This is a genomic window from Robertmurraya mangrovi (genome assembly GCF_034427655.1).
Lineage (GTDB): Bacteria > Bacillota > Bacilli > Bacillales > Cytobacillaceae > Robertmurraya_A > Robertmurraya_A mangrovi.
In genome coordinates this window covers 17,171-30,041 of sequence record NZ_JAXOFX010000023.1, presented here as the reverse complement: position 1 = coordinate 30,041, position 12,871 = coordinate 17,171, and the positions used below count along the sequence as shown (strand labels likewise).

The following is a 12,871-nucleotide window of genomic DNA, read 5'->3' as shown; positions in this document are numbered from 1 at the left end:
AAATTTTACAACTTATGGTTTTAAAATGTAAAGACAAGGGTATTGGATTACATACAGATGAGTGGATTAATTCATAATTGAGGTTTAATTTCCTGGTCAGTCTTATGAAAAGGTTTAACTGGTATGAGTATCCTCCTTTGGAATCCTTAACATTTAGAGAAAAAATATTTGTAAGTGTATAGAACTTTCCATATGAAAGATACTAAGTTCAAACATGACAATGATTTCACATTAAAAGAAATGATTGTCAATGAATAAATCATCAGATGAAAGTGAGGCAACGTTGGATGAAAGCAACTGGTATTGTTCGTCGAATCGATGATTTGGGTCGTGTGGTTATTCCGAAAGAAATTCGGAGAACTCTTCGTATTCGTGAAGGTGACCCTCTAGAAATTTTCGTAGATCGTGATGGAGAGGTGATTTTAAAGAAATATTCTCCTATCAGTGAATTAAGTGATTTTGCAAAAGAATATGCTGAAGCATTATTTGACAGCTTAGGAAATCCTGTTCTTATATGTGATCGCGATACTTACATTGCAATAGCTGGGGGTTCTAAAAAGGACTACCTAAATAAAAATATTAGTGATTTAGTTGAGAGAACGATGGAAGATCGAACTTCCGTATTAATTAATCAACAAGGTGAAATTGCATTAGTGGATGGCAATGAAGAGTCCATTTCAGCCTACACAGTTGGGCCAATTATTGCTAACGGTGATCCAATTGGGGCAGTTATAATTTTCTCAAAGGAAGACTCCTTAGGGGAAGTAGAGAAAAAGGCAGTAGAAACAGCTGCAGGATTTTTAGCAAGACAAATGGAATCATAATAAATACAGGTCAGAGGGGGTTCATATATACCCCTCTGATTTTTTTTTGCTCACTACTATAATCTGCTTTCACTTTTAAAGGCCATTACTCCTTTAAAGCCTATAAAAATGGATTGTGCTATAATATCAACAACCAGATTTGGAAGGAGATGGGCGTTTGAAGCCCGGAAATCAACATAAAGACATTTTTAAAGGAGCTCTAATACTAACCATTGCAGCTCTTATTACCAAAATTTTAAGTGCAATCTATCGAGTTCCATTTCAGAATATTGTAGGGGACGTAGGATTTTATATATATCAACAAGTATATCCTTTTTACGGAATAGCCTTAGTGCTCTCAACATACGGGTTTCCGGTGGTCATATCAAAGCTCTATGCAGAACGTGAGAGCGCAGGGGATACAAATGGAAAGCAGCAAGTCATAATAGTAGGAACTCTCTTTTTATTAGTTGTTGGTATCCTTTCATTCTTCACGTTGTATATTGGAGCCGAATGGTTAGCAAATCAAATGAATGATAAGGGACTAGCCATTTTATTAAAAGTAATCTCTATTTGTTTTTTAATCTTTCCTCTTCTCTCCGTATTGAGGGGATATTTTCAGGGGAAAGGTGATATGGCCCCTACTGCCTTTTCTCAGATTGGTGAACAGTTTGTACGAGTAGGGACTATTTTAATTGCAGCCACATTTATGATGTATAAAGGAAAGGACTTATATTCAATTGGAGCCGGTGCCGTTTTTGGTTCAGTTATGGGTGGCCTTTGTGCATTTATCATATTAATTCTTATATTTTCAAGAAGAAAGAAAAGCAGGTTGAATGTTCATCGGTTAATAAAAAGTTTAAAGATAACCAAAAGTGCAAAAATAGTTAAGGTTTTATTAGTCCAGGGCTTTGCTATATGTATTAGCAGTATGTTGTTAATTTTCATGCAGCTTGCTGATTCTTTAAATTTGTATTCCTTACTCATATTAACAGGGATTAATGGAGAAGATGCTAAAGAATTAAAAGGGGTTTATGACCGGGGTCAACCTTTAATTCAGATTGGGATGGTTGTTGCTACTTCTATGTCGTTAGCGCTAGTTCCATTGATTGCGAGTGAAAAGGTGAAAAAGCAAACTGGACCGTTAATTGAAAAAGTTCGTATAGCCATACTCATTAGCGTAGTGATTGGTGTGGGTGCGACAGTAGGGTTAGCAGCCATTATTGAACCTACGAATATAATGTTGTTTCAAGACAAAAGTGGTTCAGAGGTATTAGCACTTTTAAGTGTGTTAATTTTATTAAGTTCAGTGATTATTACGATTACTGCCATACTCCAAGGCTTAGGCCACTCGCTTTTCCCAGCCATTATGATACTAATTGGGTTCTTACTAAAATTTTGGTTAAACATACAACTTGTACCTAGTTTCGGAACAACAGGCGCAGCTTTAGCCTCTATCTTGGCATTAGTTATGATTTTACTCGTGCTTAGCATGAAACTAAAACAAAAGGTAAGGGAGAAGTTCATACTTCTCAAAAATATATGGATCATTCTTTTAGCAGTTACAAGTATGATTTTATTTTTACAAGGTTATAAACATGTAACGAATGTATTCTATTACTTTGGACACGAGCGAATGGTAGCTAGTCTTCAGGCAATAAGTGCCGTATTAATGGGTGGATTTATTTATTTGTTTATTATCATTAGAGGAAATCTCTTTAGCCAAGAAGAACTCTCCATGCTTCCGTTTGGAAGTAAGTTAATTGTGTTAAAAGGGAGAAGAAAATAATACATAAAGAGTTTTTAAAAGGAGTTGGAAGACAATTTGAACAGTATCCATGTTTTGGGACTAGGAGCGGGAGATATTAATCAGCTTCCATTTGGAATATATAAATTATTGAAAAATACGAGTGAAATATATTTAAGAACAGAATCTCATCCAGTTGTAAAAGATTTAAAGGGCGAAGGGATTCATTTTCGCTCATTTGATTCCGTGTATGAAAAATATGATTCCTTTGAAGAGGTATATGAGGAGATAACGGAAACTTTGCTAAAATTAGCTGAGAAAGCAACAGTAATCTATGCAGTTCCTGGACATCCTCTAGTAGCTGAACGGACAGTCCAACTACTACTTGAGAGAGGACCTCAAAGAAAAGTTGAGATCAAAATAGGTGGAGGACAAAGCTTTTTAGATGCTATGTTCCAAGCTTTAAAAATTGACCCCATTGAAGGTTTTCAATTATTAGATGCAACAGCTTTAAAAAGAGATGAAATACATTTAAAGCAGCATATGATTATCGGACAAGTCTATGATACATACACCGCATCGGATGTAAAACTTACTTTAATGGAGAAGCTTCCATATGACTATGAAGTTTATATCGTTACAGCAGCGGGAAGTAGTGAGGAAGAGGTTAGAAAGGTAGAATTATATGAATTAGATAGAGAAGTGAATTTGAATAATTTAACCTCTGTTTATGTTCCACCAGTTAAGGATGATACGATCTTATACAAGGAGTTTTCTAAGTTTCGTGAAATCATTGCTGAGCTTAGGGGGCCGAATGGGTGTCCTTGGGATAAAGAGCAAACTCATAAATCTTTAAAGAAATATCTAATTGAAGAGGCTTACGAGTTAATAGAAGCCATTGATAAAGAAGATATTGATCACATGATTGAAGAGCTAGGGGATGTTCTTCTTCAAATTGTACTACATGCACAAATCGGTGAGGATGAAGGTTATTTTACAATCGATGAAGTGATTCAGAATGTATCTGAAAAAATGGTTAGAAGACATCCTCATGTCTTTGGACAAGTACACGCTGAGACGGCAGAAGATGTAACGAGGAACTGGGAAGAGATTAAGAAGGAAGAAAAAGGCGAGAAGGTTGAAACTATCTTGGATGGTATAGGAACGCATCTTCCAAACTTAATGAGGGCTTACGAGATACAAAAAAGAGCAAAAAAAGTAGGTTTTGATTGGGAGCATGTTGACCATGCATGGGAAAAGGTGACAGAGGAAATTAATGAGTTTAAATCAGAGCTAGAGGATGAAGGTAAATCGGAATCTATTACAAAGGAGTTTGGAGATATTCTATTTGCCATCGTAAATATTGCTCGCTTTTATAACATTAATCCAGAAGAAGCCTTGTTTGGTACTAATCAAAAGTTTATAAATCGTTTTTCATATATTGAGGAAAAGGTAAAGGAAAGTGGAAAGAACTTCGAGAACTTTAACTTAGAGGAATTAGATCGATTTTGGGAAGAGGCAAAGGAAAAGGGATTATAGAAGTTCGTTTTCTCATGATGATGATGGCTAAATAGTTAATGAAAGAGAAGGGGAGAAAAGGTATGCGTCTAGATAAATTTTTAAAAGTTTCAAGATTAATTAAGAGAAGAACATTAGCGAAAGAAGTAAGTGACCAAGGAAGAATCACAATTAATGGACAACAAGCAAAGGCTAGCTCAACGGTAAAGGTAGGCGATGAGCTTAAAATCAGATTTGGACAAAAATTAGTAACCGTTCAAATTGATCGACTACAAGAAACTAGTAGAAAAGAAGAAGCGGCGGAAATGTACTCTATTATTAAAGAAGAGAAAGTGGAACTTGTAGAGGAAGCGGAATAAAACCTATTGTATTTTTTAATAAGGCTTGTTCTATTCTATTTCTCCTTTTCATAAACATGTACAAAAGGTTGTACTATGTGATTGTGAGGGATGAAAAAATGAGCCAATACTATGATACGAATACCACAAAGGGAACTGTTCCCGAACATGATGTGATTATGCGTGGAAGAAAGCTGTTAGACATCACTGGTGTTAAACAAGTAGAGAGTTTTGATAATGAGGAATTTCTTCTTGAGACTGTAATGGGGTTCCTAGCTATTAAAGGTCAAAATCTTCAAATGAAAAACTTGGATGTAGATAAGGGTATTGTTTCTATTAAGGGGAAAGTATTTGAACTGATTTATTTAGATGAGCAACACGGGGAGAAGGCTAAAGGATTCTTTAGCAAGTTGTTCCGATGACACTCTCTACACAATTTATGACCATGCTAGCAATGATAGGCATGGGAAGTTATTTCGGGGCTTCTCTAGATACGTATAATCGTTTCTTAAAACGTTCAAAAAGAAAAAGTTGGATTGTATTTTTTAACGACATTTTATTCTGGTTACTACAAGGAATGACAATCTTTTATGTTCTCTTTATTGTAAACCAGGGTGAGTTAAGGTTTTATATCTTTATTGCTCTTTTATGTGGATTTGCAGCTTATCAGAGCTTGTTAAAGCAAGGATACTTACGACTTTTAGAGATTGTCATTTCGGTGATAATCTCTATTTATAAGTTTTTAGTAAAAATGTTCCAGATGATGATATTTAAACCGATTCAATCCATTATTATTGGATTGATATCATTGCTAGTTATGATAGGTAAGGGTCTTTTGGCACTTGTGAATTTACTATTAAAGGTCATATTATTTATTTTAAGAGTGATATTTGCACCAGTTAAATGGATTTTTACATTAATTTGGAAACTAGTGCCGAAAAGTATTAAAAAATTAGTCGAAAAGTTATATGATAAAGTTGAAGGATATTATTATAAAATAAAGAATACCATTAGTAAGTGGATTTCAAAATTGAAAAACAGAAAACAATAAGGAGGGGAGTGCGAGAATGAGTGCCATCAAGAAACACATACCGGAAATCCATACGAGCTATGCTAAACAACGCGAAGGCTTAGAAACACTCACAGCTAGAAAAAGAGTACTTCTTTTTCGAAGACTAACGATTTTCTTTGTATTTGCTGTATTAGTGTCTTATTTAATGATTTCAACCCTCATATCGCAATCCGCTTCACTTGAAGAAATGAAGGCGGAGAAGGCGTTACTAGATCAAGAGTTGGCAAGCTTAGAGAAACAAGAAGCCATTCTTGGAGAAGAAATTGTCAAGCTTAACGACGACGAGTACATAGCAAAATTAGCTAGGGATGAATATTTTCTTTCAGAAAAGGGAGATATCATTTTTAAACTACCTAAGTCAAAGAAGGAAAATAAATCCGACGAGTCGGCTTATTGACACCCTTTTTTTCATTTCTGTATAATATATAATTAAGTGAATCAATTTCATCTAACTTTTTCCCATCTGAGATGAACTTTTTAAAATTTGAAGTTATATTGTTTTGGACGTTAGGGAATAATATTGCATCGACTTAAAAATGTTTTGTTCATTGTCAGTGACCACGAAACGTTATGAAATTTATTCAAGTATGACTTTTTATATTCTTAAGGAGGAAAATCTTTTTTATGTCAATCGAAGTAGGCAGCAAGTTACAAGGTAAAGTTACAGGGATTACTAATTTTGGAGCGTTTGTAGAGCTACCTGAAGGCTCAACAGGTCTCGTTCACATCAGTGAAGTTGCAGACAACTATGTAAAAGACATCAATGACCATCTTAAAGTAGGTGACCAAGTAGAAGTTAAGGTCATCAACGTTGAAAAGGATGGAAAAATTGGTTTATCTATTAAGAAGGCTGTTGATAGACCAGAAAGACCGGAAAGACCAGAAAGACCAGAAAGAAGCCATAGACCTGGTGGTGGAGACTTTAGAGGCCAACGCCCTGGTGGAGACTCTAGAGGTCAACGTCCACGTCAAGGTAGAACAAATGACAACCGCGCTCCAAAAGAAAATTTTGAATCCAAAATGGCACGCTTCTTAAAAGATAGTGAAGATCGTCTGTCTTCATTAAAGCGCCATACTGAATCAAAACGTGGCGGAAGAGGCGCTAGAAGAGGCTAACTTGTTGCTGTTGATATATATAAATATTTATAGACAAGTCTAATTGACTTGTCTTTTTTGTGTTTTTATAAAATTTTGCCCCTATTACTAGGATGCATCCTAAAATTCTATTATGACACTCCTTGAATTATTCCAAATAAAAAACACTTAATAATAATTTAATTAGAAAAATGTCGTTTGTAGCGAAACTTGTTTAGAGCGACGAGCCCTTAATTAGTAAGTTATCTGACATTCATATAGGCATTTTCCAGTTGGAAAAGTCTCTGTAATTTGTTTTCTTTTCGTGTATTAAGGTGAAATGAGTCGAACGAAAAATGGTAGCTTGTCCTTAATTTTGACAAACTTTTAATCTTTCTCTTTTTATAATAAGCAGCAACGATATAAAAGTGGGGAGTGTAGTTTTAATGGAAAAGGTAGAAAGGAATTTAATCGAACCGATCGGGGAAGTTAACTTAAATCAGTCTAAGTTAGAGATTGCAAATGGTTTAAACAAATTCCAATTAAAAATGGAATCCCTCTTTCTAAAAAAAGGCTATATTCTTTTAATTATCGGCTTTTTGCTCGGGCGGGCTTTAATTTTAGCAAAATTGACTCCTTTTACCCTTCCGTTTTTTGCAGCGGTTTACTTAATAAGAAGAGATAAAGCTCCATTGGTTTTATTTGGCTTAATAGCAGGTGCAGCTACTTTGTCGATGATTAATGCGGCCTATACCTTTGGTGTAGCCATTGTGTTTCTCCTATTATTCCGCTTAACAAAGAGCTGGGTAGGAAATGAGATAAGGTCATTACCATTCTATGTATTCTTTACTCTTTTAGTAGGAAAGTTGGGTAAGAGTTTTATACTAACAAGTAAAGTGACTCTATATGATGGGATGATGTCTGGAGTAGAAGCTAGTTTAGGTTTTATCCTAACGTTAATCTTTTTACAAAGTATTCCCTTAATTACGGCTAGTAAACGTAAACAATCACTAAAAACAGAAGAAATCGTTTGTCTGATTATCATGCTTGCATCCATTATGACAGGGACTATAGGTTGGTCTATTTATGACCTTTCTGTAGAGCATATCATGTCACGCTACTTAGTATTATTATTTGCATTTGTTGCAGGTGCTACCGTTGGTTCAACAGTGGGTGTAGTGACCGGTTTAATCTTTAGTCTAGCAAGTGTTGCTAGTTTCTATCATATGAGTCTTCTAGCTTTTTCAGGATTATTAGGTGGACTTCTTAAAGAAGGAAAGAAAATTGGTGTAGCTATCGGGTTATTTATCGCCACTTTATTAATTGGTATGTATGGTGAAGGGGGAGGTACCCTTTATAAAACTCTATTAGAAACTTGTGCAGCAGTTGTCCTATTTCTTTTAACACCGCAGGTTTTAACTTCAAAATTAGCAAAATACATTCCTGGAACACCAGAATATACGGCTGAACAACAGCAGTATATGAGAAAAATGAGAGATGTTACTGCCCAGCGTGTAGAGCAGTTTTCATCTGTATTCCAAGCATTGTCTAATAGTTTTTCAACTTATGATGAGCCAATGGATTGGGATGACAAAGACCGAGAGTTAGACTTCTTCTTAAGCAATGTAACAGAAAAAACCTGTCAAACATGCTTTAAAAAGGAGAATTGCTGGACAAGAAACTTTGATACAACTTATGACTACATGAGAGAAATTATGATTGAAATGGACCAAAATCAAGGAGCGCTTACACAAAAACTTTCGAGGGATTGGGACAAGCATTGTACGAAGTCTAAAAAGGTCATCGATGCCATTCACTCTGAGTTAAACTTCTTCCAAGCTAATCAAAAGTTAAAGCAGCAAGTAAAAGAAAGTAGAAGACTAGTAGCAGAGCAGTTATTAGGAGTATCAACAGTAATGGAGGACTTTGCTAAGGAGATTCAAAGAGAACGCGATAATCATGATAAACAAGAAGAATTAATACTGGATGCCCTTCAAAGCTTTGGCATCCACATAGAGCATGTTGAGATTTATAGTTTAGAACAAGGAAATGTAGATATCGATATGACCGTTCCTTTTACAAATGGTTTAGGAGAGAGTGAAAAGTTAATTGCCCCGATGCTATCTGATATTTTAGGAGAAACGATCATTGTTAATTCGGAGGAAAGTTCAGTCTATCCAAATGGTTTCTCTCATGTTACTTTCCGTTCTGCGAAAGCGTTTACGATTGATACAGGAATTGCGCATGCCGCTAAAGATGGTGGACTAGTCTCTGGAGATAGTTTCTCTACCATTGAACTAGGGTGTGGGAAATATGCTGTTGCGATTAGTGACGGGATGGGCAATGGTGAACGAGCACATGTTGAGAGCAAGGAGACTCTTCAATTACTACAAAAGATTCTACAGTCTGGAATAGAAGAGAAAGTAGCAATTAAATCAGTCAATTCCGTATTATCGTTAAGAACAACAGATGAAATCTTTTCAACACTTGATTTGGCCATGATTGACTTGCAAAATGCTTCTGTCCGTTTTCTGAAAATTGGTTCAACTCCTAGTTTTATTAAACGGGGAGATAAAGTGATTAAAGTTCAAGCAAGTAATTTACCTATGGGAATCATTCAAGAATTTGATGTGGATGTAGTTAGTGAACAATTAAAAGCAGGAGATCTTCTCATCATGATGAGTGATGGTGTATTTGAAGGTCCAAAACATGTAGAAAATTATGATTTATGGATGAAGAGAAAAATTGGAGAGCTAAAAACAAATGACCCTCAGGCAGTGGCTGATTTAATTATGGAAGAGGTTATCCGCTCAAGAGGCTCTATAGAGGATGATATGACAGTTGTTGTTACACATATTAAGCATAACACACCGAAATGGTCAGCCATTCCTATTCAAAGTTATCGTAAAAAAGCAAACTAATTAATTTCATATTTTGTTCCTTATTCTATTAAATTATGTATAAAATTTGTCCCCTCCGTCGAAAATGGTAACACCAAGAGCATGGAGGGGAGCTTATGAAAACAGGTACATTAAAGCAAATTTTATTAATTACTGATGGTTGTTCAAATTCTGGGGAAGATCCTATTGCAATGGCTGCACTCGCAAAGGAACAAGGAATAACAGTAAACGTAATTGGCGTAATGGAACAAGACATTATTGATGATCAAGGATTAAATGAGATAGAAAATATAGCTATGTCTGGTGGTGGGGTTAGTCAGGTTGTATATGCCCAACAACTTTCCCAAACAGTTCAAATGGTAACAAGAAAAGCAATGACACAAACACTACAAGGTGTCGTTAATAAAGAGCTTCAACAAATTCTAGGTGGTTCAAAAACAGTCGAAGATCTACCTCCAGAAAAAAGAGGAGAAGTAATGGAAGTGGTTGATGAGCTTGGAGAGACAGTAGAGTTAGAAGTGTTGATTCTTGTCGATACAAGTGCGAGTATGAAACATAAGCTTCCAACTGTAAAAGAAGCCTTACTAGACCTGTCTCTAAGCTTAAATGCAAGGTCAGGGGATAATCGTTTCTCTGTTTTTGTATTTCCCGGGAAAAAGAAAGATGTCGAAAAATTGTTAGACTGGACTCCTAGATTGGAATCTTTAACAACCATCTTCTCAAAATTAACGACTGGAGGAATTACTCCTACAGGTCCAGCTATTCGCGAAGCATTACATTATTTCAAGAAAAAACGCTCATTAAGGAGTCTGCTTTCTCGTGATGATGAACAATACTTTGAAGAATCTGTGTAAAGTAGCCCCAGGAACGATTATCGAAGGGAAATGGCACCATAAAAGGTATACTGTTATTAAAGAATTAGGTTATGGAGCCAATGGAATCGTCTATCTAGCCCAACATAATAATCGGCACTATGCTCTTAAAATGAGTGACAATGGGATATCCATTACTTCTGAGGTCAATGTCCTCAAATCCTTTGCGAAGGTCCAAGGTTCAACCCTCGGACCTTCTTTGATTGATGTGGATGATTGGGTCAGAAGAGGAGGAAATGTATCTTTTTATGTAATGGAATATATTCAAGGCCCTGATTTGCTTTCATTTGTTCAGCAAAAAGGAGAATCCTGGATTGATGTACTAATTTTACAGCTCCTCAAAGATTTAGAACAACTTCATATGAATGGATGGGTATTTGGTGACTTAAAACCTGAAAATTTAATCGTTAACGGTCCACCACCAAGGATTCGCTGCATTGATGTAGGCGGAACAACCATTCAAGGAAGAGCAATCAAAGAGTTCACTGAGTTTTATGACCGAGGATATTGGGGACTAGGAACTAGAAAAGCTGAGCCAACTTACGATCTTTTTGCAGTAGCGATGATATTGATTAACATGGCTTACCCTAAACGTTTTAATAAAACAACCGGGGGCTTTGAACAGTTAAAATCAATGGTCAAACAAAAGAAACAACTTCACAAATACGAAGAGGTTATTTTTCAGGCACTACAAGGAAAATATCAAACGGCTAAGGAAATGAGAGTTCATTTTCTTAGAATAATGAATAACCATGGAAATAGTGATGTTAATGTTAGACAAGTGAAGCAAAGAACAAACACTCCTCAGCCTAAAAGTCAAAAAGTTAACCCAATAGTAACTAGACAAGTTTATGTAAAAAAGAAAAAGAAGAGTAGTATGTTAGAGACCATTCTAATTGTGATGATTATTTCATTTCTATATTTTATTTATATATATGGCCAATTAGTTTAACCCACTAGAATTATTTTATTAAGTTCTGAAACCTTCTGGGTGTTTTGTTCGTAAGTATAGAAATCCAGTCTTAATGGACCTACTTCCTGAAGTTTATTAGATGAGGTAGGTTCATCCTTTCAGCCTGAAAATGGATATAAATCACACATTATGAGAAAATAACGAAAAAGGGATTTATGGGTATGATGAAAGGGTATAAGAAGGAAAGGAAGTACTTCTAAAGGGAAGAGATATATGTTAGAGAAAAAAACGGAGCTTTTTTTTCAACGTAAAAGATTTAGCATCAATCACGCTCGTGTGTTAGTTGGAGTCTCAGGTGGCCCAGATTCTTTAGCACTTTTAAATTATTTATGGTCAAATAAGCTAAGGTGGAATATACAAATCTTTGCAGCACACGTGGATCACATGTTTAGAGGTCAAGAATCAGAACTTGAAGCTCAGTTTGTAAAACAATTTTGTGAAGCAAGGAACATTCCTTTTGAAATGAAACAAATTAATGTTCCAACTTATATACAAGAAACTGGGTTAAATCCCCAGGTGGCTGCAAGGGAATGCAGGTATGATTTTTTTCGGGAAGTAATGAATGAGCATCAATTAGACTATTTAGCACTAGGTCATCACGGTGATGATCAGATTGAGACCATTTTAATGAGATTAACAAGAGGAAGTACAGGGAAAGCTAGAGCTGGAATCCCTTTTATTCGTCGTTTTTACGAATCCCAAATAATCCGTCCTTTCTTAGGTGTTACTAAAGAAGATATCGAGGAATATTGTATAAGGTTTCATTTAGACCCTCGTAGAGATCCTAGTAATGAAAAAGAGTACTACAGTCGTAATCGCTTTCGTAAAATACTATTACCATTTATAAAAAGGGAAAACCCTAAGGTAAATGACCATTTCCAGCGTTTTAGTGAGGATTTAGAAGAGGACGAATCGTTACTACAGGAATTAACGAAGGAAAAATTGAATACAGTAATGAAGAAGAAAACCCTAAATGGTGTAACAATTGATATAGAGGGTTTTCGGTTAATGCCAATGCCTTTACAAAGAAGAGGGATTCAACTAATATTAAACTATCTTTACAAGGAAAAACCTGCATCTTTATCCGCTATACATATTGATCAAATTTTTAATATAGTTGACAATCCTCATCCATCTGGAACATTAGATTTCCCAAACGGTCTGAAAATCGTTCGTTCATATAAAGAATGTCACTTTCAATTTGAATTAAACGACATAAAAGAATATTATTATGAATTGAATAACCCAGGGAAACTAGTTTTACCTAATGGTGATGTGATAACAATGGAATATATTCAAGAAGAAATTGAATATACTAGCAAAAACCAGTTGAAACTTCCTATGAATGCGAACTTACTTCCAATTATCGTCCGTACTAGAAGAAACGGTGATCGATTGAATGTTAAGGGAATGAGTGGAAGTAAAAAACTAAAGACTCTTTTTATTGATGAAAAGATACCGTTAATGAAAAGAGAAAGCTGGCCCGTTGTTACAGATCAAAAAGATAAAATATTATGGGTTCCAGGCATTAAAAAAGCGGATACTAACGGGTTGAATCATGCTAATCAGCAATA

At 35.4% G+C, this 12,871-nt stretch carries 11 protein-coding genes and 1 pseudogene; all 12 read left to right on the top strand.

Going from position 1 to position 12,871, the window contains the following annotated elements:
- The first annotated feature begins 287 nt into the window (after positions 1–287).
- On the top strand, positions 288–824 hold the full coding sequence (spoVT, locus tag SM124_RS21715) for a stage V sporulation protein T (RefSeq protein ID WP_322448609.1): 537 nt from the start codon (positions 288–290) through the stop codon (positions 822–824).
- Positions 825–981: 157 nt separating this feature from the next.
- Positions 982–2,592 (top strand): putative polysaccharide biosynthesis protein, encoded by a 1,611-nt coding sequence (locus tag SM124_RS21710; RefSeq protein ID WP_322448608.1) that lies wholly within the window; start codon positions 982–984, stop codon positions 2,590–2,592.
- 36 nt (positions 2,593–2,628) lie between these two features.
- A complete protein-coding gene (gene yabN / locus SM124_RS21705) occupies positions 2,629–4,089 on the top strand; it encodes a bifunctional methyltransferase/pyrophosphohydrolase YabN (RefSeq protein ID WP_322448607.1) in 1,461 nt (486 codons plus the stop codon).
- 62 nt (positions 4,090–4,151) lie between these two features.
- Positions 4,152–4,427, top strand: a complete 276-nt coding sequence (locus tag SM124_RS21700; protein WP_322448606.1) for an RNA-binding S4 domain-containing protein — start codon at positions 4,152–4,154, stop codon at positions 4,425–4,427.
- Positions 4,428–4,525: 98 nt separating this feature from the next.
- Complete coding sequence (yabP, locus tag SM124_RS21695) at positions 4,526–4,828, top strand: sporulation protein YabP (protein WP_322448605.1); 303 nt, start codon at positions 4,526–4,528, stop codon at positions 4,826–4,828.
- Complete coding sequence (gene yabQ / locus SM124_RS21690) at positions 4,825–5,457, top strand: spore cortex biosynthesis protein YabQ (protein WP_322448604.1); 633 nt, start codon at positions 4,825–4,827, stop codon at positions 5,455–5,457. The genes yabP and yabQ overlap by 4 nt, the downstream gene beginning before the upstream one ends.
- 16 nt (positions 5,458–5,473) lie before the next feature.
- On the top strand, positions 5,474–5,875 hold the full coding sequence (locus tag SM124_RS21685) for an FtsB family cell division protein (protein ID WP_322448603.1): 402 nt from the start codon (positions 5,474–5,476) through the stop codon (positions 5,873–5,875).
- Positions 5,876–6,102: 227 nt separating this feature from the next.
- Complete coding sequence (locus SM124_RS21680) at positions 6,103–6,594, top strand: S1 domain-containing RNA-binding protein (RefSeq protein ID WP_322448602.1); 492 nt, start codon at positions 6,103–6,105, stop codon at positions 6,592–6,594.
- A gap of 404 nt (positions 6,595–6,998) precedes the next feature.
- Positions 6,999–9,473, top strand: a complete 2,475-nt coding sequence (gene spoIIE / locus SM124_RS21675) for a stage II sporulation protein E (protein WP_322448601.1) — start codon at positions 6,999–7,001, stop codon at positions 9,471–9,473.
- 95 nt (positions 9,474–9,568) lie between these two features.
- Positions 9,569–10,306, top strand: a complete 738-nt coding sequence (locus tag SM124_RS21670) for a vWA domain-containing protein (RefSeq protein ID WP_322448600.1) — start codon at positions 9,569–9,571, stop codon at positions 10,304–10,306.
- Positions 10,275–11,276: a serine/threonine protein kinase PrkT gene (prkT, locus tag SM124_RS21665; RefSeq protein WP_322448637.1), complete on the top strand. Its 1,002-nt coding sequence runs from the start codon at positions 10,275–10,277 to the stop codon at positions 11,274–11,276. The genes SM124_RS21670 and prkT overlap by 32 nt, the downstream gene beginning before the upstream one ends.
- 234 nt (positions 11,277–11,510) lie before the next feature.
- Positions 11,511–12,830: pseudogene (gene tilS / locus SM124_RS21660) on the top strand (tRNA lysidine(34) synthetase TilS); the annotation flags it as partial.
- Positions 12,831–12,871 lie beyond the last annotated feature (41 nt).